Raw genomic sequence first — 24,373 nt, 5'->3', positions numbered from 1 at the left:
GGAACATTGAGAATACGTGCGCACCGCGGGCTCTTTTGTGCTATAATATCTAGTATATATGTTTGCTTTTGGGGTGTATTGTGAGAGAGATTGTTGATCAGCTGCTTAAAGGGAAAAATAGCTACTACGAGAGAAATCTTGATTTCTCTACTTCCCGTGTGGAAATTTCACTTAGCGCAGGGGAAGTTGTGGAAGGGTCATTCACTATTTTTGGCCCTGAGGACAGACTCCTTGTAGGGGAAGTATCTTCCACTGACATGAGAATGCAGGTCATCACCAGAGATTTCTCTGGAACACCATATGAAGTATCTTATAGATTCAATGCAGAAGGCCTTGGCAAGGGCGATGTCCTTCAGGGAGACTTCCGCATCATTTCAAACCAGGGAGAATACTTTCTCCCCTTCGTAGTCACTGTAAAGCTTGATCATATCGCATCAAGCCTTGGTGACATCAAGAATTTGTTTCATTTTGCAAATCTGGCCAAGACTGATTGGAGAGAGGCTGTTGACCTCTTTTATTCTGGTGAGTTTATTTCTATATTCAGCGGCAATGACGATAGCTACGAGAGCCTTTACAGGGGCCTTAGCGCAATTCCCGGCAATGAGCAGAATGTCGAGGAATTTCTGATCGCTATCAACAAGAAACAGCCCATGTCCTTTATCCTGGATGAGAAGGAAGAGACACTTGAATATACCAGTACCTTACGTGAAATACCAGTTTCTATCACCAGAAGCGGATGGGGCTATTCTGAGCTTTCAGTCAATGTCGACGGAGATTTCATTGTCCCGGAAAAAGAAAAACTTAAAGACGACGACTTTACCGGCTCAATTTGTCACACTAAGTTAAAACTCAAGGTGGATAAGCTCCACAGAGGCAACAATTTTGCCATGGTAACCTATGAGAATGCCTTTACCAAGGTTTCCCTCCCGGTTACCGTTTCTGTAAACGTAGACGACAGGCTTCCTACCTCCAGTTATCAGGAAAAGAAAAAGCTTTTGGTTGAACTTGTTAAGGCCTACGAGAACTTTAGCTGCAAGAAGATAAATCCAAGGGCCTGGCTCTCAGAAACTGGCAAGGTCATTACCAAGATGAACGCCCTTGATGAAAAAGATCTTGAATTTAGGCTGTACACAGCTCATTACTATATAACTGCCGGAAGAGTCAACGAAGGCAAGTGGATACTGGATCAGGCAGCAAGAGAAGTTGAGGAAGCGCCTGGAGATACACTTTACAGCTATTATCTGTATCTTTCTACTCTCTGCAGCAGAGAGGACAGCTTTGTCAACGACATATCAGAGAGACTTGAGGGTATCTTTAGGAGAAACCCTGATAACTGGCGCATTGCCTGGCTTATACAATATGTATCAGATGAATTTAGCGCTTCAAGCCCCAGAAAATGGATGATGCTGGAAGAGCAGTTTTCCTATGGCTGCAGGAGCCCTATCCTGTATCTGGAGGCGGTTAATCTTTTAAATGAGTCTCCATCAATCCTGACTCGCCTTGATGAGTTTGAGCTCTACATCTTGGAGTATGGAGCTAAAAAGGAAGTAATAAGTCTTAACCTTATAGATCAGATCATCTATCAGGCGGTGAGAGTCAGAAACTACAACGAAAAGCTCTTTAAGATCCTAAAAGCCTGCTACATGATAAAGGGCGGAGACGAGATCTTAGAGGCGATAGTAGCTCTTTTGATAAAGGGCGGTCGTACCGACAAGGGAGCCTTTGAGTGGTATGCCAAGGGCGTAGAGAGCCAGCTTCGAATAACAAGGCTCTATGAGTACTACATGATGTCCATCTACACCGATGAGAATGGGCTTCTTCCCTGCGAGATCAACAGGATGGTACTTATGTACTTCTCCTATCAGAGCGACCTTGACTATGACAAGAATGCTATTCTCTACAGATACATCCATGAGAACAGGGAAGAGTATCCTGAGCTCTACGATTCCTACAAGCCTCAGATTGAGAAGTATCTCATGGCTCAGCTTGATAAGGGCAGGATAAATAGGGATCTTGGCTACCTATACAAGAATCTTTTGACCAAGCAGATGGTTGATGCAGCCAATGCTTCTAAGGTCCTTAGCGTATTGTATACCTCAGAGATCAGGACTACGGACAAAAGAGTCTGCACAGTAGTTGTAGTTTATGACAAGTGCGAAAGAGAAATGAAGTATCCTCTGACTGACGGATGCGCCTACGTGCCACTTTATGGCAGCGATTACTGCGTATTTTTGGCAGACAGGGACGACAACAGATATGCTACTTCTGTTCCTTACAGTAACATTAAGATGATGCTTCCGGGAAAACTTGCGGCCTATGCAATTCCTTACATTCAAAAGGGCAAGGAGAATCTGGATCTTTTCCTGTGCGATCTTGGCAAGAATGCCTATAGTATCACTATGGATAATGTGGGCAGATATAGAGACCTGGCGTCTTCTGAACTTGTAAGAGAGAAGTGTAGAAACGAGATCAGAAATAATCTGATCAGATTTTATTATGACAATGATTTTACAAGGCAGCTAACAGAGTACCTTATGGACGTGGATCCAGCAAGGCTCTCGAGAAAAGAAAGAGCAGAGATACTAGAGCTTGTTGTAATGGCAGGGCTTTACGACAAGGCCCTTGACTGGGTAAAGACCTATGGAACCTTTGGAGTTGATCCAAAGACAATCCTGCGTCTCTGCGGCAGGATGATAGACAGGCAGCAGTATCAGGCTGCGCCTATGGAAATTGAGATAGCCTACTTTGCCTTTTCAAATGGCAAATATGATGAGCAGCTTTTGGGATACCTTGTTAAGTATTTCGAGGGAACTCTCAAGGAGCAGAGAAATGTGTGGAAGGCAGCGGAGTCTTTTGGCCTTGATACCTACGTTCTCTGCGAGAGAATGTTGATACAGATGCTCTATACTGGCTCTTATGTAGGGGAAAAGATAGAAATCTTCAGACAGTATGTAAAGAGCGGAGCCAACACTGATATTGAGGTGGCTTTCCTTACTCAGAGCGCCTATGACAGCTTTGTCCATGGCAAGATAGCTGACAGATTTATCTTTGAGGAAATTGAGAAGTTAGCTCTTGACCATGTACCTCTTCAGGATGTGTGCAAGCTTGCATATCTTAGATACTATGCTACAGAAAAGAGCACTGATGAGGAGATAAATGAAGATGTTGCCAGGGAGTTCCTCAGGTACCTCATGGAAAAGGATATTCATTTCCCCTTCTACAAGGAGTTTGAAGACCTTTGCCCTGACATGGTGCAATTTAACGACAAGACAATGCTAGAGCACAGAACAAGGCCCGGCACTCACTGCGTTATCCACTATAGGATTGATTCTGATTCAGAGACTGAGTATCAGACCCGCTCTATGCGAGAGATGTTTGATGGAATATATGTTATAAGCTTTGTGCTTTTCTTTGGAGAAAAGCTTCAGTACTACATTACTGAAGAGGGCAAAGATGGCACTGAGACAGCCACTGGAAGCGGAACAATTTCAAAGAGCGATATAGTCAAGAATATTGCCGGTGGCAGATATGGAATGATAAACGATATCATGATCGGAGAGACGCTCCAGGACTACGAAACAGTTGACAGGCTCCTTTCGGAGTACTATCACAAAAAGAACATCTGTAACATGATTTTTACAGGTTATGAGAACAACACAGAAGGATAAGGAATAAGATGCTTTTTGGTAACTCAGATGAAAAACGCTTTGTACTGGGCTATGACCTGGGAGATAAAGTGTCACAGATTAGCTTTTTAGCTTCTGATGCGGATATGCCCGAGACACTCTCAGTACTGGCGGGAGCTGAACTTTATAATATTCCAACTGTCCTTTGCAAAAGAAAGGATGCAAACCAGTGGTATTACGGCAAGGAGGCTCTTCGTCAGATTGATGAAGGGAAGGCTGATGCTGTCTGCAACCTGGTTTCTGCTGCAAGGGATGGCAAGTCAGTAATGGTTGGGGATTCTGAGTATGATCCCATAGCTCTTTTGACCTTATTTGTAAAAAGAAGTTTATCTCTTCTATCGATGGAGCTTGCTCTTGAAAAGGTAGAAGCTATCATGTTTACCACTAAGAGCCTTGACCACAGAATGGTTCAGGTGCTCAATGCAGTTACGGCTTCTCTGGAGCTTAAGACCACGAATATCTTTTACCAGAGCCACGAGGAGAGCTTTTACAATTACATGCTCTATCAGCCTGAAGAACTGATGCACCATGAGATCATCGCCTGCGACTATGATCTTGAGACTTTGCATGTGTATGATATGAATTTGAATCCCAATACTACGCCTATTGTGGCTACTATTACTCCTTCAAGCTACGATGCTCTCAGGGTTGGGAGCGATGGATTTCCCAAGGATGCAGCTCTTTTCCACAAGACCTGCGAGAGGCTTGACGATGAGTTCCTTAATATAATGCAAAAGATATGTGGGGAAAAGATTGTATCTACGGTATTCCTTTTGGGTGATGGCTTCAAGGAAAAATGGCCAAAGAGATCTCTTGAGTTTCTCTGCAGGACAAGGAGAGTCTTTCAGGGTAATAACCTCTTTAGTAAAGGGGCCACAATTGCAGCAAGGGAGAGAATCCGCCCCAGTGAGGATGCACAGAAATATGTATTTCTCGGTGAGGATAAGTTAAAGTCCAACATTGGAATTAATCTTTTAAAGTGCGGGAAAGAGGCCTACCATGCCATTTTGGATGCAGGCATCAACTGGTATGAGGCTCAGGCCCAGCTTGATATTTATGTTGACCAGACGGGAGTCCTGGATTTTCAGATAACACCACTTACTGGGGGCAAGCCCAGGACAATCCAGCTATATCTTGAAGATCTTGAAAAGAGGCCTCGTGGAACCACAAGGCTTCAGGTTAATATGACCATGAATGCTGTAGATGAAGTTTATATAAGAGTTCAGGACCTTGGCTTTGGGGAAATCTTTCCTGCCACCAATCAGGTCTGGGAACAGGTTATAGACTTATAGAATTGCTAAATTGCCAGGTTATGGGGCAATTCGTTTCAATATTTTAGTAACAGGAGTTTGTATGGGTAGACCGATTCTATGCGTAGGAACCTACGGTAAAAATCCATATCATATTGATAAACTTGGCCGCAATGTGTATTGCATCGAGGAGCTGTGTTATCTTTTTGTCCAGAATGCATTTCTTTTGGATGAGGAGAGCTTTGGTGATGAGCTTTTTGACTGGATTGCCACTGAGTGCAGCCTCGACAGACTTGCAGATGATCTTAGGAAGATGCGTGCCAGGAAGTGCTCTGTAGCTGCTCTTGCGGGAACACTTCTTGATTATGTGGGCTATAACACCAAGGCAGAGATAGACAAGGTAGAGGCAATCCTTAGGGAAAATGCGGGAATGGACGATTATCAAAAGCGCCTTTCACGGGCAGACTTCCTGATGAGAAATGGCCGCTATAGCATGGCTTTTAAGGAATATGAATATCTTTTGAACAATGATCCAGACATCGACAGGAAGCTCCGTGCCCGGATAGAGCACAATGAGGGAGTTATGTATGCAAGGCTCTTTTTGTTTGAGAGAGCTGAGAAGATGTTCATGCAGGCCTACGAGCATGGTAGAGACCACGAGTCCTATATCCAGTATCTGGCTGCTGTCAGAATGAGGCTGAGCAGCAAGGACTATGTGGCATTTATAGCTGACAATGAGGATGCTTACGAGGCTTCCCTTGAACTTGAAAAGCGCATGAACGAAGCTGAGGATCATTACAGCGCAAGCGATGAGAAACATGCTCTGGGAACTATTGCTGTTTACAAGGCTGAGGGTAAGATGCATGAGTATTATGAGAAGGTCGGGGAAACAACTCAGGGCCTTAAGATAGAGTACAGGAACCTGATAAAGGATAAGATTGGAAGTAAATAAACTGCGAATATGAGTATTGAGAAATAGTCATACATGGGGGATGATATGGGATTTCTTGAGGATATTTTCGGTAAAAGAAAAATCGATGAGAGGCAGATCCAGTCTGAGCTTGAAAACTGGAATGACATTGTTTACTCGAGAAAAGAGCTGGATATGGATGATCCTGTTCAGCGAAGAGAGTATATAGGAAGCTGTCTTCAGCAGATGGAGGAGGCTGCAAGGGAACTTGATTCTCTTGAGTTTGAATACAATGATGTTACCAGCCACTTAAGGGATATCGATGAGATAAATGCACTTCCGCCTGAGCAGCGACTTGAAGTCAATGAGATAGCCCAAAAACTCCTTGATTCCCAACAGCAGCAGGATAAATTCTCACGCCGCAAGAGCAAGATGACTGATGAAGAGTTTGAACACATGGAGAGGCTTGCTTCGGAAGCAAGAGAAGGTGCCAAAAAGCTTGCGGATGCCGAGGATTACCAAAAGAAGATAAAGAATGATCTAAAGCGCCTTGATGGAGAGCATGAGGCGTATCTATATAGAGAAGAAGAACTTGTAAATACTGTGGATAACTGCAAAAAGCTAATTATTACTGTGGCCGTTACACTGGGGCTCTGCATTATTTTTCTTTTATTCCTGCAGTTTGTGCTGGAGCTAAATGTGGTCTATGGCTATATGATCGCGGTTTTGCTGGCGGCAGTATCTGTGACTCTTCTGTATTTCAATAGTACCAATTCTGTGGTTGAGCTAAAGACTGTTCGCAAGTCAATCTCAAGGCTTATCATGCTGCAGAATCAGGTAAAGATCCGATATGTCAACAACACAAACCTGATAGATTATCTATGCCTTAAATACAGGGTTTCAAATGCCAAGGAACTTACAAGCATGTATAACCGCTACATTCAGGAGGCCAAGGAAAGAGCAGAGTTTGAGGATTCCCAAAAGAGTCTTGATACAAACCAGAAGGATCTTATCTATATTCTGAGGCACTTTAGGGTCAGGGATCCTGAAATCTGGATTCACCAGCCAGAAGCTCTTCTTGATCACAATGAAGAAGTTGAGATAAGGCACAGTCTGAATGTCAGGAGGCAGTCCCTTAGAAAGCGCATGGAATACAACAGGGATATCGTTGCAGGTAATGCCAAGTCAGAAATTGAGGACATGGCAAGACAGTATCCCGAGTATACTCAGGAAATTCTTGATATGGTATCCCGCTATGAGGAGAAGTATCCGGAGATGTGAGGAGAATAGATCATTGCCTTCGCAAATGTAATGATAACTTCCACTTATAGGTTGATAAAAGTATAGGTGTATTCACAAGATGTCTTTTTTGTTCTATTATATGAACATGTTAAAGATAACGCAGAGCAATTCAGATATGCAGGTAGGATTGTTTCAGCGATTCGAGGAGGAAAAGTTTATGAAAAAGAAATCATTCGCATCTTTAGTACTTGCAGCAACACTTGCTGTATCAGCTCTTACAGGCTGTGGAGCATCTGCACCAGAGAGCACAACAACTACAGAGAATAACACTACAGAAACTGCTAATACAGAGGCAGCTCCAGCACAGGATTCTGCAGATAAGACAATCAGAGTAGGCGCAACTGCAGTTCCACACGCAGAGATTCTTGATAACGTTGTCAAGGAAGTTCTTGCAGAAGACGGCTGGACACTTGAGACTGTAGTATTTACAGATTATGTACTTCCAAATACATCCCTTGAACAGGGCGAGCTTGATGCCAACTACTTCCAGACACTTGGATACATGAACCAGCAGAACTCAGATGCAGGTCTTCACCTTGCAGCAGTTGCAGGCGTTCACATTGAGCCAATGGGTATCTATTCTCAGAAGTACACAGCACTTTCAGATATTCCTGATGGAGCCAAGATTGGTATCCCTAATGACCCTGACAACGCAGAGAGAGGAATTGATCTTCTTGTTTCAAAGGGACTTCTTGTTTCTAAGGGTGGATACGGCACAGAAGAGGGCTACACAGAAGATTCTCTGACAAAAGATACAGAGGCAAACCCTCATGGATATGTTATCACTCCACTTGAGGCTGCACAGCTTACACTTGCACTTCCTGATCTTGATGCTGCTGCAATAAATGGTAACTATGCTCTTGAGGCAGGTCTTCCAGCCCAGTATCCAGCTATTGAGATTGAGACATTTGACGATGAGACAACTGTTAAGAGAACAAACTTCCTTGTTGTTAAGCAGGGATCAGAAGATTCAGAAAAGACAAAGGCTCTTGTAAAGGCGCTTCAGTCTGAGAAAGTTCAGAAGTATATCGATGATACCTACAAGGGAGCTGTTATCACATCATTTATTGATGCACAGTAAAATAGTAATAAAATTAGCCGAGTAAGTCATAAAAATCATCCTACCATTGAAGAGGTGCGCTGCGGGTTTGCGGCGCATCTTTTCTTATGACTGTCAGTCATGCTGATTAGCGGCTCGCAAAGGCCTCTTTTTTGTGATATACTCTTTCAGAATAATGGAATAGATTATAGAAAGACAAGAATATGATACAGATTAAAAATGTTAAAAAGTCCTTCAAGAATACAGAAGTTCTTAAGGATATCTCAATTGAAATTGAAAAAGGTGAGATCTTTGGAATTATTGGTCAGTCAGGAGCTGGTAAATCTACCCTTCTTCGCTGCGTAAACGGTCTTGAGTCCTATGATGACGGACAGATCCTGGTAGAGGGACAGAAGGTAGACATCAGGAACAAGCAGAGCCTTAGACTTCTCCAGAAGAGGATGGGCATGATCTTCCAGGGATTTAACCTCTTAGAGAGACTTGACGTTTATCAGAACGTAGCTCTTCCTATGAAATTCTGGGGCATCAATCCTAGGTCTGCGGAATCTAAGGAAAAGATATTAAAGCTCCTAAAGCTCGTAGGCCTTGAGAATAAGGTTCATGCCAAGCCAAGAGAGTTATCAGGCGGACAGAAGCAGCGTGTAGCTATTGCAAGAGCGTTGGTCCTCGATCCTGAATTTTTGCTCTGCGATGAGGCAACAAGTGCCCTTGATCCAGAGATTACAAGGGAGATACTAGCTCTTTTGCAGAAGATTAATAAAGAACTTGGAATTACCATCGTGGTTGTTACTCATCAGATGGAGGTTGTTAAGCAGATCTGCCAGAGAGTGGCCTTTTTATCTGGTGGAAGAGTTCTTGCAGTTGGAAGACCTGAGAAGCTCTTTATCTGGCCTGAGGAGAGAGAAATCAGAGACTTCCTCAGAGAAGAAAGTGACAAGCTTCCTACAAATGGAGTCAATCTTAAGCTCTTTTTCTTTGGAGAGGGCAATCAGAGGCCTATAGTTACACAGATGGCTCAGGAACTCCATACAGACTTTAACATCTGCTGGGCCAAGCTCGAGGACTTCCGTGAGGACGTTTATGGTAGCCTTGTCCTTAATATGGAGGAAAAAGATCTTGAGAGGGCCTGCGCTTTCCTTGATTCCAAGAATGTTACATGGGAGGTAGTTCGCTAATGCCAGGAATATTATCTACTGCAGGTTATTCAGAAATACTTTTAAAAGCTTTTAAAGAAACTTTATATATGACTTTTATGTCCACAATATTTTCCGTAATCTTAGGCTTTATTCCGGGGATCGTGCTTACTCTCACAGCTCCTGACGGACTTAAGCCCAACAAGATCATATATGAGGTTCTTAGCTTTATAATCAACGTGTTTAGAAGCTTTCCCTTTATCATCCTTCTTGTAATCCTGATTCCTTTTACAAGAGTTATCGTGGGAACTTCTATCGGAACTACAGCTATGATCGTTCCACTTACTATTTCTGCAATTCCTTTTATTGCAAGAGTGTTTGAAACAAGCCTTCGTGGCACTAATCCTGGAGTTGTAGAAGCCGCCAGATCTTTTGGCGCATCCAACCTTCAGATTCTAATTCATGTATATGTAAAAGAGTCTATTCCAAGGATGCTTAATGGAATAGTTCTTCTTATCATTTCTCTTATTGGCTATTCAGCTATGGCTGGAACAGTAGGAGGAGGCGGTGTCGGCGATATTGCCATCAGATACGGTTATCAGGCCCGCAATTATGAGATTTTATTCTATTGCTCTATCATACTGATCATCTTTGTTCAGATTATACAGATGATTGGTAACTATATGTATAAAAAGATGTCTTAAATGATGTTTACTACCGCAATTCTTTTTGATGATTGCGGTAGTTTTTTATGCAAAAAGTATGTTGAAAATAAGGTTGGCAGATGATATATTTTTGGTGTTGTGCCAATGGATGATAATTTCATCTATATTACAAGATCTAATTGGGAGAGAGTATGACCGAGAGTAGATTAGAGAGCTACAAGCGCCTGGGAGAGGAATGCGGCGTTTTTGGCATGTACGATTTTGATGGTGGAGATGTGGCAGAGTCCATTTATTATGGCCTTGTGTCGCTTCAGCACAGGGGACAGGAGAGCTGCGGTATAGCTGTCAGCGAGACTGCCGGTCCTAAAGGGAAGGTCCTTAGCTACAAGGATATGGGCCTTGTCAATGAGGCATTTACGCCGGAGATCCTTGATAAATTGAAGGGAGATATCGGTGTTGGACATGTGCGCTATTCTACAGCGGGGAGCAGCACAAGAGAAAACGCGCAGCCGCTGGTTCTTAATTATGTAAAGGGTACCCTGGCTCTGGCCCATAATGGTAACCTTGTCAATGCACCGGAGCTTCGTCAGGAGCTTGCTTATACAGGTGCGATTTTCCAGACTACAATTGATTCAGAAGTAATTGCATACCATATTGCTAGAGAGAGGCTTGTGACAAACTCTGTTGAGGAGGCCGTTGGCAAGGCTATGACCAAGATAAAGGGCGCTTATTCTCTTGTTATCATGTCACCTAGAAAGCTCATCGGTGCAAGAGATCCTTACGGATTTAAGCCCCTTGTAATAGGAAGAAGAGAGAACTGTTATGTTCTGGCTTCCGAGACCTGCGCTCTTGATACTATTGGAGCTACCTTTATAAGAGATGTTGAGCCGGGAGAAATCGTTACTATTTCCCCTGAATATGGCATCCGTTCAGACAAATCCATGTGCATTCTTAAAGAGAAGCACGCTCGTTGTATTTTTGAATATATCTATTTTTCCAGACCAGACAGTAACATTGATGGCATCAGTGTATACGACGCCAGGATTGCTGCAGGAAGATTTTTGGCCAAGGATTCACCAGTAGAGGCCGATATGGTAGTTGGCGTTCCTGAGTCCGGCAATGTTGCAGCCCTTGGATATTCACTTGAATCTGGAATTCCTTATGGACAGGCCTTTGTTAAGAATTCATACATAGGCAGAACCTTTATTAAACCCAAGCAAAAGAACAGAGAATCCAGCGTACAGGTCAAGCTCAATGCCTTAAAGAGCGCTGTTGAGGGTAAGAGGATCATCATGATTGATGACTCCATCGTAAGAGGAACTACTTCAGACCGTATCGTCAGGATGCTCCGTGATGCTGGCGCCAAGGAAGTTCACATGAGAGTCAGCTCACCGCCATTTTTATGGCCTTGCTACTTTGGAACTGATGTACCAGCAAGAGATCAGCTTATTGCCTACAACAGAAATGTTGATGACATATGCAAGATAATCGGAGCAGACTCCCTTGCATATCTTAATATAGAAAGACTTGAGGAAATGGTTGGCGGAAACCTTGGAATCTGCAAGGGTTGCTTTACAGGCAACTACCCCGTAGACCCACCAAAGGATGATATCAGAGGGGATTTTGAGCGATAAGTGGATGAGAGTAAATGCAATCTTCTGCTAGCAGAAGAGATTGCATTTATTCGAAGACACAACGTACATGAGTAAAAAAGAAATACGAACGAAGTGAGTATTTCGATTTACGAATGTACGTAGCATGGCGAGAGCGAAGCGGAGCCATGCGTATTATCGCGAAATACATATAATATGAATACAACGGAGGAAAACAATGAGTACAGATCGTTACACAAGCCCATTATCAGAGCGTTATGCAAGTAAGGAAATGCAGTATATCTTTTCCCAGGATATGAAGTTCAGAACCTGGAGGAGACTATGGATTGCCCTTGCTGAGATAGAACACGAGTTAGGTCTTAATATCACACAGGAGCAGATAGATGAGCTCAAGGCTCACAAGGACGACATTAACTACGAAGTAGCCATTGCCCGTGAGAAGGAAGTTCGCCACGACGTAATGAGCCATGTTTATGCCTATGGCCAGCAGTGCCCCAAGGCTAAGGGAATCATTCACCTTGGCGCTACAAGCTGCTACGTTGGCGATAACACAGATATTATCGTGATGACTGAGGCTCTTAAACTTGTTCGTAAGAAGCTTGTTAACGTAATTGCAGAGCTCTCAAAATTTGCTGATAAATACAAGGCTCAGGCAACTCTTGGCTTTACACATTTCCAGCCAGCTCAGCCTACAACAGTTGGTAAAAGAGCCTGCCTCTGGCTTCAGGATTTCACAATTGACCTTGAGGACCTTGATTACGTTCTTGATAATATGAAACTTCTTGGTTCAAAGGGAACAACAGGAACACAGGCTTCTTTCCTGGAACTCTTTGACGGCGACCTTTCCAAGGTTGACAAGCTTGATCCAATGCTTGCTGAGAAGATGGGCTTTAAGGGATGCATGGCTGTTTCAGGCCAGACCTACAGCCGCAAGATAGATATGAAGGTTATAAATGTACTTGCTGGAATCTGTTCATCAGCAACCAAGATGGCACAGGATATCAGACTTCTTCAGCACCTCAAGGAGGTTGAGGAACCATTTGAAAAGAGCCAGATCGGATCTTCAGCTATGGCTTACAAGAGAAATCCTATGAGAAGTGAGAGAATCTGCTCACTCTCAAGATATGTGATCGTAGATACACTTAACCCTGCTATCACAGAGGTTTCACAGTGGTTTGAGAGAACCCTTGATGATTCTGCAAATAAGAGACTTTCTATTCCAGAGGGCTTCCTTGCTACAGATGGCGTCCTTGACCTGTGCCTCAACGTAGTAGATGGCCTTGTTGTTTATCCTAAGGTAATTGAGAAGCGCCTTATGTCTGAACTTCCATTCATGGCAACTGAGAATATCATGATGGATGCTGTTAAGGCAGGTGGAGACAGACAGGAACTTCACGAGAGAATTCGTGAGCTTTCCATGGAAGCTGGCAAGAATGTTAAGGTAGAGGGCAAGGAGAATAACCTTCTCGAACTTATCGCTGCCGATCCTGCTTTCCATATGTCACTTGAAGACCTCAAGGCATCTATGGATCCTCAGAAGTATGTAGGCTGCAGTGTTCACCAGGTTGAGAAGTTCCTTTCTGAAGTTGTTCAGCCAATCCTTGATGAAAATGCTGAGCTTCTTGGGGTTACAGCTGAAATCAATGTGTGATAAAATGTCTTTTGGCAGAAATGTTTGAAGACTACGGTTATCTGCTACCAGTGATGCTATTGTGTTGAAAGAAACGTGGGACCAATCTCTTAGTGGCAGTAGAAAATAATAGAGTGTTCTGCTACTTTTGGCAGAATTGGAGAAAGTAGCAGTAGGATTTGAAAGAATAATACTGCTACTTTTGCATAGAATGAAAATTCGGCAGATACAACGGGCAAAAATAGTCTGCCGCAAATTAGGAAAACTGAATTTAGGCAGACGATATCGGCCAAATGGAACTGCCGAAAATTGGAAAAAGTGAAAATTCGGCAGATATAACAGGTAAAAATAGTCTGCCGCAAATTAGGAAAACTGAAATTAGGCAGATGATATCGGCCAAATGGAACTGCCGGAAATCAGAAAAAGTGAAATTTAGGCAGGTATAACAGGTAAAAACAGTCTGCCGCAAATTAGAAAAAGTGAAATTCAGGCAGATGATATCGGCCAAATGAAACTGCCGAAAAATGGAAAAAGTGAAATTTCGGCAGATACGACAGGCAAAAATAGTCTGCCGAAAATTAGAAAAAAAGGGGGAAGTATATGACCATAAAAGAAATCTTTCAGAATAAAGAAGTAACACTCTCATTTGAAGTGTTCCCGCCCAAGACTGACGATGGGTACGAAGCAGTGGAGAAGGCGGCAGCAGAAATTGCAGCACTAAAGCCTGACTTCATGAGTGTTACCTATGGCGCTGGTGGCGGAACCAGCAAGAATACAGCTAATATAGCAGCTGACCTTCAGAACAAGTACAATACGCCAGTTCTGGCGCATCTTACCTGTGTGTCCTCCACAAGAGAATTTGTTAAGGATATGATCACTGTCTACAAGGAAAAGGGCATCGAGAATATCATGGCTCTTCGTGGAGATATCCCCAAGGAAGGAAGAATCTGCTACGACTACGACCATGCAACTCAGCTCATCTATGATATTAAGAGTCAGGATGACTCTTTCTGCATAGGTGGAGCCTGCTACCCGGAGGGACATGTTGAGTGCGCCCGCCAGTCAGAGGATATAGAGCATTTAAAAGAAAAAGTTGAGGCAGGCTGTGACTTTTTGACTACACAGATGTTTTTTGACAATTCAACTTTGTATCAGTTCCTCTACCGCATCAGGGAAAAAGGAATTGATGTTCCTGTAGTCCCAGGAATCATGCCTATTACAAATGCAAGACAGGTTGCAAGAAGCGTTGCTCTTTCAGGTTCAACTATTCCACAGAAGATGAAGATCATGGTGGATAGATTTGCAGATGATCCTCAGAAGATGAAGGAGGCAGGAATAATCTATGCCAGCGACCAGATCATCGACCTGATTTCCAATGGCGTCAGCCACATCCACGTGTACTCAATGAACAAGCCTGACATCGCTGCAGGCATTATGAGAAACCTTGCTACTATCATTAGATAAGTTCGCAACAATTCTAGGCTTGCAACTGTACATATAGTAAAGACGCAAGAAATGCGGTGGAAACCGCAAATATATATAATTCAGAAACAGAGGTTTACAAAATGAACGAGCAGAACATGAATAATCAGAATCCTGGGCAGCCAGGGTCTAATATCAAGATTACAGAGGAGGAATACAACTACGCACAGGAAGTAATAAAGAGACTTTCAGATTATTATGATGCCAAGGTTGTAGGCCAGCAACAGCTCAAGTTCTCACTTATTGGAGCTATCATTGCCGATGGTCATATCCTTATTGAGTCAGTTCCTGGACTTGCTAAGACAACAGCAGCCAAGGCTATTTCAGATGCAGTAGATGGTAAGTTTGCACGTATACAGTGCACACCAGACCTTCTTCCTGGAGACATCATTGGTACACAGATCTACAATCAGGCTAATGGCAAGTTTGAGACAATCCTTGGACCTGTATTTGCAAACTTTGTACTTCTGGATGAGGTAAACCGTTCAAGTGCCAAGACACAGTCAGCCATGCTGGAAGCCATGCAGGAGAAGCAGGTAACTATTGGTGGCACAACCTACAAGATGCCTCAGGATATCTTTACCGTAATTGCTACACAGAACCCTATCGAGCAGGAAGGTACATATCCTCTTTCTGAGGCTCAGACTGATAGATTCCTCATCAAGGAAGTTATCACATATCCTCTTGCTTCTGAGGAAGTTGAGATCCTTAACAGAATTGAGAATGGATCAATTTCACAGACAACACCTCCTGTTCTTACAATTCAGGACGTTGACCGTGTTCAGGATATCTGCGACAAGGTATATGTTGATGAGTCCGTTAAGTGGTACATTTCATCAATCGTAGTTGCTTCTAGAAGAGCAAACCAGATTCCAGGCTGCGAAGTTGGCAAGTATGTAAGAATTGGCTGCTCACCTCGTGCTTCTATTGCATTCCTTAAGATGGCAAGGGCTGCAGCTCTTATGCAGGGCAGAACCTACGTTACTCCTGATGATGTTAAGGCAGTTAGCCACCAGGTCCTTCGTCACAGGATTGGCCTTAACTATTCTGCAGTTGCTGATAATATTTCAGTTGAGCAGGTTATCGACGGAATCGTAAACTCAGTAAAGACACCATAACGCATCAACCCCCAAAAAGCTAGATGAATTTATATATTAGTATATTTGAATACATAGTGTCAGGAGTGAATATATATATGGAGCGATTTTAGTTCTATGGAGACAAGACAAATCCAATGATTTGGCTTGTCGTAATGTCTAGAACTATGAGCAACATAATATATTCACGACTGACATTTCAGGTAACAAAAAATGAAACTAGATTATGAATACTTATCGAGGATACGAAGAGCAGTAGCTCTTTATACAAATAGGAAAACCTCCAACATTCTTGATGGTGACTTCCACTCTATACATCGCGGCCGCAGCATGGAATTTGACGACCTCAAGGAATACAGCTTTGGCGACGATGTTCACGATATTGACTGGAAATCTTCTTCCAGAATGGGAGATATACTGGTCCGCAGGTACATGACAGACAGAAGACACAATGTAATGTTTGTCTGCGACTGCGGTCGCAAGATGCGAGGCGACACTCCGGGAGGAGATGCCAAGAAGGAACTGGCTCTTATGACCTTTGGAACTATCGCCTACATCACAGGTAGGAACGGAGCGGATTATGCTCTGGCTTATCCAAATGGCAACAAGGCTATGGTATCTCTTTTCCGCTCAGGCCCTGAGCACATGGAAAAGCTCATTTATGACCTGGAAAAAAATATGGATCAGGACCAGGAAATCAGTGTCAATGAGGTTATAAAAGAGGTGATGAGTACCGTCCACAAAAAGATGATCATTTTCCTTATCACAGATATGGAGGGACTCAAGAACCTTGACGGAAACATGTTAAGGGGAATCACCACAGATCATGACCTTATGATCATCAACATCGAGGATGCCATGCTTACTGGAGATATCGTCTATGATATAGATGTAAGCCTCTATGAGAAGCTTTTCTTTTCCCATAACAAGAAGCTCCACGAGGAAGAGGTCAGGATTCACGGAGAAATACTAAACGCCGCATCTTTTTTGTGCAAGCAGAACAAGGTTGGCCTCACCAGCATCAGCACTGAGAGCCAGATCATTGATGCGACAATAGATTTGTTGGAAAGGTATAGACATGGTTACTACGGTTACATTACAACCACCCTTTGAATATTACTGGTGGGTTATCTTAATAGCAGCTATCTTGGCAGCAGCTGCAATAGCGATAGTTCTTTATGTGCTGAATAAATATTTCCACATTTTCTCTAAGCTTTTTAGCAAGCCCAAGTCTCAGATAAAGACTCCGCCTGCCAAATTGCTGTATCAGATCAAGGAAGACTACATTGGCCAGCTTCAGCAGCTATCCCTTGCCTATGGTAACAAATCCATGGACAAAAGAACTGCCTACCAGCGCCTTAGCCTTCTAATAAGAGGCTTTGTCAAGGAGGCCACAGGCATAAATGTGGAAAACTACACCAAGGCCGAGATCAAAGCCTTTGGTATCAGGCATCTTGATAACCTGATGGAGGAGTATTATGTTCCTGAATTTGCTGAGGAAGAAAGAGCAAGTGGCAGGGATTTCGTAAACTCCTGTAATATTGCATTAGGAGTGATCAGAACATGGAGTTAATGAATGTATGGGCCATTGTTGTGGGACTTATCATCACAGCAATAGCGGCAGCATTGGCCTTTTTTATCAAATATGAGGGAAAAGAGAAATACACACACGGAGTTAAGGCTTCAAACACTTCCCTCATCAAATCTTCTAAGGTTTATAAATCGCTGAACAAGCAGTACAACGTACTAAGGGCAGCATTGGCCATTGGAATGGTCGGAAGCATTTTGTCATCTCTTTTCCTGGTGGCAAGGCCCTATAAGACTCAGGACGTTTACACAGGGGTCAAGAAAAGAGATATCATCATCTGCATGGATGTATCCTATTCACTTTATGACCTTAATATGGAGCTTGTGGATTACCTAAAGGGCGTAGTTCACGGCCTTGCGGGAGACAGGATTGGCGTTAACATTTTTAATACTTCTACAGTTACTTATGTTCCAATGACGGATGACTACGATTACGTAGAAATGAAGCTGGGTGAGCTATCCAATTACTTCGTTATGCAAAAAGAGCTGTATGAGGAATATTATGATGTATACGGCACATACCTCTCAGATTATCCGGACGATGTGTATGAGAAATACATGGCGCTTAGAGAGAAACTTGAGTACTACGATGCCGGAACTCTGCACCACAACTCAAGTAAGGGATCATCTCTTATTGGAGAGGGCCTTGGAACAGCTCTTTATACCTTCCCTTATCTTGGGGAAAAGGATAGGACAAGATTTATCATCCTCAGTACTGATAATGAACTTAATGAGAGCTGGGGATACAAGCAGATCATGGATGTGAACACGGCGGCCAAGTACTGCCAGAGCAATGATGTTACTGTGTACGGAATTTTCCCTGATGAAGAGGATTTCTACGATCCGGAGGAGTATAGCTATTCCGCTTGCAAACAGGAACTTGCAAATGCAATGGCAACAACTGGTGGCACGCTTTACGTCAGAACAGACGATCTTCCGGTTTCAGCTATAGTAAAAGATATCACGAAAAAAGAGGTTATTACGGCCAATATGGTAATGTCCAGAGAAACACAGGATGTGCCAAGACCGCCATTTATAGCCCTTATTATATGCCTCGCATTTACCTGCGCGGCAGGATTGGTGTTACAGAAATGAAGATACAACCTATTTTTCCAATTGGATTTATGATATTTGTATTTGCCTTATTCTTTGGTGCCACAGCCTTTGTGATTATAAGAAATAAGGTAAAGACACTTGAAAAAATTGCATCTCTTTGCAGGATGACAATTATCTACATTTTAGTATTTGTCATAGGCCTTAGGCCAGTAAAGGTTGATACCAACTATGAGTTCATGACCAAGAACCTTGATGTTCTCTTTGTTGTGGATAACACGATCAGTATGTGGGCACTTGATTATAATGGTAAGAACCCCCGTATGGACGGTGTCAAGGCAGATATCAACTACATAATGAATGAACTTGCAGGATCAAATTTCGCTTTGGTGAGCTTTGATGACAGCGCAAGAGTTCTTTCACCATTTACGCAGGATATGCAGTATATCGAGAATCTTCTTGATGTTATGATCACTCCGGACAGCTACTACTCAACAGGAAGTAACATGGGCATTCCTTATAGAGATATTCAGGGGCTTCTGGAATCTTCTAATAAAAAAGAGAACAGAAAGACTATAGTTTTCTTTATCAGCGATGGAGAGGTCACAAACCCTGAAGAACAGGCTGTTGACTACTCTCAATTTGCTCAGTACATTGATACCGGCGCAGTTCTGGGCTATGGATCAGCTACTGGCGGCAAGATGAAGGAAGGCCATAGCTACATCTACGACTACGATACTCACACAGATGCTATCTCCAAGATTGATGAGGAGAATTTACAGAAAATCGCCGGAGAGCTTGGAGTTCAGTACCTTAACTTAAACGGTGGGAACTCCCCGCTTTCAGCTTCTATTGAAGTCATCAAGCAGCAGGCTGCAACTGTAGTTGAGACTGGAGACGGCGCAGAAAGATATATCGATACCTACTATTATTATGCAGCTCTTTTGGCAGCTATGCTCATAGTTGAGGGCGTGGTCTTCATCAGAAAAGGCAGACTGTGATAGCGTTAATAAAAAAGAATTGGAAATGTGAAAGGGGACAATATGGACTTTAAAAAGATTCCTCTTAGAGTTTACTTTATATTGTTAGTGGCTCTTATATTTGGGATTTCTTCAGGAATTCTCTTTTTCAGGATCATCAATAACCACCTCTTTGTGAAGGCTTATGCAGAGGGTGAGTACAAGACTGAGAAAGAAGAAGGACTTCTTAAATTAAATGTGCCAGAAAGCTACCTTCCTTATTATAACCTTGGAAATGTAGCCTATGAAAACGGCGATTATGCCAGTGCAGTAGGGTACTATAATGAGGCGCTTTCTCTTTTCCCTTATGGAGAGAAAGAGTGCGACATCAGAATTAACCTTGCTCTTGCCATGTGCTACGGCATCGACTGGCAGAATATGGATTCTAAGGAAGAAATTGATACTGCTCTTGTAGTGCTATATAAGGCCAGGGACGTGCTTCTTGTGAATAACTGGGCTACAGAGGACGGCGAAGGCCACAGAGACGATGATGCCCAGCAGCTAAAAGAGGACATCGATGCTATGATCGAGAAACTCAAGAACCAGCAGGGCGACCAGTCTAAGGACAATCAGGACCAGCAGGATAACAAGCAGGACAACAGCGGCCAGCAGGATAATTCCCAGTCGGAAGACGATAAGTCTCAGTCCGAAAAGGAAAAGCGTCTCCAGAAGGAACTCGAGGGTGAAAAGAAAGATGCCCTTGATGAGCGTAGCAAGAACCAGGACGATCTGAAAAAATGGGGCAGCTACAGCGATGGCCAGGGCGGTGACAAAAAAGACGGCGAGGATGCCGGTTCCGGCTATGGCGGCGGTGGCGGAAGATATAAGCCATGGTAAGATAGTAAGCCAGAAGGGATGTTAGGTCTCTTCTGGCTTTTTTTGAGAAAAAAGTTGTGAAAAGTTATGAAAGGTTACGAAAGGTTGTGAAAGAAAAAAGAAGTTGTGAAAGGTTACGAAAGGTTGTGAAAGGTTATGAAAGAATATGAATAGGCGTACTCGAATATACATTTATTGATTATTAGTATACAGTAAAATTCTTGCGATTTTATTAATCTTATTCCATATCTATTTACAGAACCAAATATAAATGATATTCTCTTTCTACTTGCTCACTCAGAGCAACTGATCATGCAGGCAGCGTGTCTAAGGCGCTGTATAAGAACTCAATCTTGGCAGGATCAGATTTTTTCAAATACTAGATTTTTATGTACTAGGAAAGATGCGTTAAATAATTGAAGGGAGTATAATTACATTATGTCAACAAAGGAAAAACGGATAGAAAGATTGCTGTCTGTTCCGCGTGATTACACGTATTTTGAGCTAAAGGGATTAGCATCTGCACTTGGATGCACCATTTCTCAGAAAGGGAGCGGATCAAGATGTATGTTGATATCACCTTGTGGTGGGAAGCTGGCCTTTCATAAGCCACATGACTACAGTTACTTTAAAGAATATGCAATAAAAGACATCATTATGTTCTTGCAGAGGGAGGATTTGATATGAGCAATATATCTAACGTTCTTGAATATAAGGGATTCATTGGAAGTATTGAAATTGATACAGAAGCGGACATTTTATATGGACATGTGCGTAATCTTAAAAATCCAAATGACATTGTTTCATATGAAGGTGAGACAATAAAAGAGTTAAAGAAGGACTTTCACGATGCAATAGATGATTATCTCTCGAGCTTTGAAAGTAAATCTTCTCAAGAGAATTAAGTCCATTTTTACGTTAACGTTTGGCCTTGTTAGCCAATACGTTTATGATAGAGGGTGATAAAAAATATGGGTGGAATGTTTAGAGATTAATTTTCGGACGACTTCTTTGAAAAAGCGGAAAAACAGGGATTTGACAAAGGAGTATCTGGAGCTGTAACAATCCTTCGAAAAATGAAGCTTGATGATAAGTCGATACTAGAAGAGATATGTTCTCAATATCAACTTACCAAAGCACAAGCCAAAAAGTATTTATGAGATTAAGATGCCGCAAGTAGTTTAAGTTTGCTACTTGCGGCATTTTAATATTGTAGAGCCGCTGACATTTATTTTGCAGTCATTATTGACGGATTATTTGTATAGTTATATTATGAAGTTAACCTACATAAAGAAAAGAAAATGAAATATTGAGGTTAATATGAACTATCGGATTTTTTTGCGTGATCTTAAATCACAACTACAGACTCAGCTTAATATAAAGAAGGCCTTGATCAGAAAATATGATATAGATGGTTATATCAGCCATAAACGTATAGGGCAGAAAGTTTATGATTACCTTCAATATAGGGACAAGAATGGCGAGATAGTATCCGTTTACTTGTCGGAAGAGGACAAAGATATATATTTGAAGGCTTTAGCACAAAGAGAAATAATCCAGCAGAGAATAGCAAGGTTATCCCAGGACATTGAGATGCTCTCAGGAGTGCCGACAGAAGAAAATGTGGAGGGTAAGGTAAGACTTCCTGAGAAGTATGCAGGTTTTAGAATGCTTCACGGATCGGTTGGTGTTAGCCCAAGGTTTCATGCCATGTTTCACATAGAGGCCATGGAAAATAAACACGAATATAGAGCTGTTGCCACTTACAGAAAGAGAAAATTTTCAGCACCTTTAGTATATGTGCCAGAGCTAAATATCAGCGATATTCCCATATATATGTCTGATGCTGCAATGGTGATAGATAATGCAATTAGTGATGCAGGAATTCAGATAAAAGAAAAGTCAAAAGACGTGCTCAAGGGGAAAACAAGGGAGGGAATAGCTTACAAGGCATCAAGGCAGAAAAGCGGATATATTGTGAACTTTACATACCACGGTCAGCATTGTGAGTTCATGATTGACATGGATTATCCTGATATAACAGATGATATGAGGCGATTTTCTTTTTCTTCCAGAATTAAGGAGTATATTAGAAAAATAGATATGGACGATGCACTCAGGAGATATTATGGGAAATAGGGATTATATTCTAAGACATAAAAACATAGATGTGGCGCTCCTACAGATCAGTGAAGATGGAGAAATGCACAATGCGCATATTTTACAACCTGCCTATGTTCCCTTTATTCCTATCCAGGAAGAGAAGAGCATATACCGCTGGTGGAGAGATAGAGCAATTCCTGAAGGGAGGGACAGGCTTTCCGAGCTACTTGGTAAGTACGGTTGCGATAGCTCTCCTGAGTTTTTGCTCAAGAATTTAGGCCTAAGCCTTACGGACACATATTGGGTGTGCCCCTTTGATTACCGATTGCTGAAATGGGAAGAAGTTAATCTTTTTGACCATGGCCTTGATTCGCAGCATTTCCATGACTCCAATGGCTGCCCTCATTATTCCGAGTCTCCAGATGCGGCTCTGGGTGGAACGCTTGATAAAGAGTCTGTGAAACTTGAGGATGGGTGGTATTTGGACAAGAAGTTTAATCCCAAGTATCCCGATGCTCAGCAGAACATAAACGAATTATTTGTATCTGAAATACACAAAAGGCAAGGTTGGCAGGAATATACGCCCTATACTGTGATAAGAAACGAACAGGGAATCTGCGAACTATCAAGATGTAAGTACTTTACTAACCAGAACTTAGAGCTTATTTCTGCATTTGACCTGACTTGTGGTCATGGCATTAGCGATTATTCAGGACAGACAGAACTTGAAAAATATGTTACAGCCTGCGTTGATGGAGGTTTGGAAAAAGATTATGTCCGCAAGTTTCTGGACTATATGATATCTATAGACTTTGTGTCCTCTAACTCAGATCGCCATTGGCATAATTTTGGCGTCCTCAGAGACTCTGACACCTTAAGGCTTAAATCCATGGCTCCAATTTATGATAATGGTAATTCAATGTTTTTTGATTCGCCATATGCCCTTGATCGGGTATCTCTTGTTAGAATGGAGAATACTGGCATAGAGAAAAGAGAAATCGACAGACTTAAGCTCATACATGATAAGAGCATTGTAAAAGCGGATCTCTTGCCTACACCCAATGAGACTTTGGAATTTTACTGCCAATACGGGCTAAGAGAAGAGCGTGCACAGCAAATATCAGATAGCTATAGCCTTAAGCTTGATTTATTCCTGGAATTTCAACACGGTATTGAAATTAGTCTGGCCAAGGAAATGGAAGAATATGTATATGGCCCGCCATATAAGAACCAACGCCCCAATAATTTAAAGAATTAGGAGATTCGAAAAACACAAAACAGAAAACTATATTAGAGCAGTTATGCTCTCAATATCAACTTACCAAAGCACAAGCCAAGAAGTATCTTTGAAATAAATCCTCACTCCAGATTGAAATAAAAGAAAATCTTCGAAACATCTATTTATATACGCTTTATAAAAACTTTATAAACACTTAAAATCAAGCCGCAACCACTGCAAAACCGCATGGCTGCGGCATTTTTGATTTAATAAAAACTTTCCAAACAAAGCTAAAGTAATATGCTAATATGTCGATATAAAAGGTGCTAGATATGATTGAGCACAAGATGTGAACAGAAATTGACGGTGTTTTCAATATTTTGTATAATTAATCTATGATTTTAAGATAATTAAGAAATACAGGGTTTAATTATCTGTATATTATCAGAAAAAAACGGATCTGTTATACGAAATAATCGGAATTCATCGTCAGACTCCAAGCTAATCTAGTTACAAGTAAAGCTACTAGAAGTCGAAGAGGGGTGATGCCGATGCACATTGAAAAAAAGAAGAATAAGCAAAAGCATACCATAGATGCAGACAAGAATCTGCAGAAGGAGGTGAGAGAACAACCACCTTAAATATATGGTTATTATTCATCTACAAAGATACGAGTAAATACACAATAGAAAAGAGGGTGATTTTACGGGATCAGGAGCAAACAAATTACCAATCGTCATAGGTTCAG

The 24,373-nt window shown here is 42.1% G+C and carries 20 protein-coding genes; all 20 read left to right on the top strand.

Translation table 11 applies throughout. The features are described from left to right. The first annotated feature begins 80 nt into the window (after nt 1–80). A complete protein-coding gene (locus tag G631_RS0116820; RefSeq protein ID WP_026490428.1) occupies nt 81–3,668 on the top strand; it encodes a DUF5717 family protein in 3,588 nt (1,195 codons plus the stop codon). A gap of 8 nt (nt 3,669–3,676) precedes the next feature. Next, a complete protein-coding gene (locus G631_RS0116815) occupies nt 3,677–4,978 on the top strand; it encodes a DUF5716 family protein (RefSeq protein WP_026490427.1) in 1,302 nt (433 codons plus the stop codon). Between the two features lie 61 nt (nt 4,979–5,039). Beyond that, nucleotides 5,040–5,888 (top strand): hypothetical protein, encoded by an 849-nt coding sequence (locus G631_RS0116810; protein WP_026490426.1) that lies wholly within the window; start codon nt 5,040–5,042, stop codon nt 5,886–5,888. A 45-nt stretch (nt 5,889–5,933) separates the two neighbouring features. Further along, nucleotides 5,934–7,127, top strand: a complete 1,194-nt coding sequence (locus G631_RS0116805; protein WP_026490425.1) for a hypothetical protein — start codon at nt 5,934–5,936, stop codon at nt 7,125–7,127. 178 nt (nt 7,128–7,305) lie between these two features. Beyond that, nucleotides 7,306–8,229 (top strand): MetQ/NlpA family ABC transporter substrate-binding protein, encoded by a 924-nt coding sequence (locus G631_RS0116800; protein WP_026490424.1) that lies wholly within the window; start codon nt 7,306–7,308, stop codon nt 8,227–8,229. A 182-nt stretch (nt 8,230–8,411) separates the two neighbouring features. Beyond that, nucleotides 8,412–9,383, top strand: a complete 972-nt coding sequence (locus G631_RS0116795) for a methionine ABC transporter ATP-binding protein (protein WP_026490423.1) — start codon at nt 8,412–8,414, stop codon at nt 9,381–9,383. Next, nucleotides 9,383–10,045 (top strand): methionine ABC transporter permease, encoded by a 663-nt coding sequence (locus tag G631_RS0116790; protein ID WP_035789976.1) that lies wholly within the window; start codon nt 9,383–9,385, stop codon nt 10,043–10,045. The genes G631_RS0116795 and G631_RS0116790 overlap by 1 nt, the downstream gene beginning before the upstream one ends. Nucleotides 10,046–10,197: 152 nt before the next feature. After that, nucleotides 10,198–11,640, top strand: coding sequence for an amidophosphoribosyltransferase (gene purF / locus G631_RS0116780; protein ID WP_026490421.1), 1,443 nt, complete (start codon nt 10,198–10,200; stop codon nt 11,638–11,640). 196 nt (nt 11,641–11,836) lie between these two features. Next, a complete protein-coding gene (gene purB, locus G631_RS0116775; protein WP_026490420.1) occupies nt 11,837–13,270 on the top strand; it encodes an adenylosuccinate lyase in 1,434 nt (477 codons plus the stop codon). A 579-nt stretch (nt 13,271–13,849) separates the two neighbouring features. Continuing rightward, nucleotides 13,850–14,713, top strand: coding sequence for a methylenetetrahydrofolate reductase [NAD(P)H] (gene metF, locus G631_RS0116765; RefSeq protein WP_026490419.1), 864 nt, complete (start codon nt 13,850–13,852; stop codon nt 14,711–14,713). A 101-nt stretch (nt 14,714–14,814) separates the two neighbouring features. Further along, nucleotides 14,815–15,849: an AAA family ATPase gene (locus tag G631_RS0116760; RefSeq protein ID WP_092063370.1), complete on the top strand. Its 1,035-nt coding sequence runs from the start codon at nt 14,815–14,817 to the stop codon at nt 15,847–15,849. A gap of 192 nt (nt 15,850–16,041) precedes the next feature. Beyond that, nucleotides 16,042–16,941 (top strand): DUF58 domain-containing protein, encoded by a 900-nt coding sequence (locus G631_RS0116755; RefSeq protein WP_081671398.1) that lies wholly within the window; start codon nt 16,042–16,044, stop codon nt 16,939–16,941. Then, complete coding sequence (locus G631_RS0116750; RefSeq protein ID WP_026490416.1) at nt 16,907–17,401, top strand: hypothetical protein; 495 nt, start codon at nt 16,907–16,909, stop codon at nt 17,399–17,401. Before G631_RS0116755 ends, G631_RS0116750 begins: the two co-directional genes overlap by 35 nt. Then, nucleotides 17,392–18,510, top strand: a complete 1,119-nt coding sequence (locus G631_RS0116745; protein ID WP_026490415.1) for a hypothetical protein — start codon at nt 17,392–17,394, stop codon at nt 18,508–18,510. The genes G631_RS0116750 and G631_RS0116745 overlap by 10 nt, the downstream gene beginning before the upstream one ends. Then, nucleotides 18,507–19,469 carry a vWA domain-containing protein gene (locus G631_RS0116740; RefSeq protein ID WP_026490414.1) on the top strand — a complete coding sequence of 321 codons (963 nt, stop codon included), beginning with the start codon at nt 18,507–18,509 and terminating at the stop codon, nt 19,467–19,469. The genes G631_RS0116745 and G631_RS0116740 overlap by 4 nt, the downstream gene beginning before the upstream one ends. A gap of 42 nt (nt 19,470–19,511) precedes the next feature. Further along, complete coding sequence (locus tag G631_RS0116735) at nt 19,512–20,324, top strand: tetratricopeptide repeat protein (RefSeq protein ID WP_026490413.1); 813 nt, start codon at nt 19,512–19,514, stop codon at nt 20,322–20,324. A 417-nt stretch (nt 20,325–20,741) separates the two neighbouring features. Then, nucleotides 20,742–20,990, top strand: coding sequence for a hypothetical protein (locus G631_RS0116730; RefSeq protein ID WP_026490412.1), 249 nt, complete (start codon nt 20,742–20,744; stop codon nt 20,988–20,990). Beyond that, nucleotides 20,987–21,208: a hypothetical protein gene (locus tag G631_RS0116725; RefSeq protein WP_035789975.1), complete on the top strand. Its 222-nt coding sequence runs from the start codon at nt 20,987–20,989 to the stop codon at nt 21,206–21,208. Before G631_RS0116730 ends, G631_RS0116725 begins: the two co-directional genes overlap by 4 nt. A gap of 484 nt (nt 21,209–21,692) precedes the next feature. Further along, nucleotides 21,693–22,442, top strand: a complete 750-nt coding sequence (locus tag G631_RS0116720) for a hypothetical protein (RefSeq protein WP_155833957.1) — start codon at nt 21,693–21,695, stop codon at nt 22,440–22,442. Then, entirely contained in the window at nt 22,432–23,664 is a 1,233-nt protein-coding gene (locus G631_RS0116715) for a hypothetical protein (protein WP_026490409.1), read from the top strand. Before G631_RS0116720 ends, G631_RS0116715 begins: the two co-directional genes overlap by 11 nt. Nucleotides 23,665–24,373 lie beyond the last annotated feature (709 nt).

This window comes from Butyrivibrio sp. XBB1001 (assembly GCF_000424505.1).
Taxonomy (GTDB): Bacteria; Bacillota; Clostridia; order Lachnospirales; family Lachnospiraceae; genus Butyrivibrio.
This window is presented reverse-complemented; position numbering and strand designations above follow the sequence as displayed.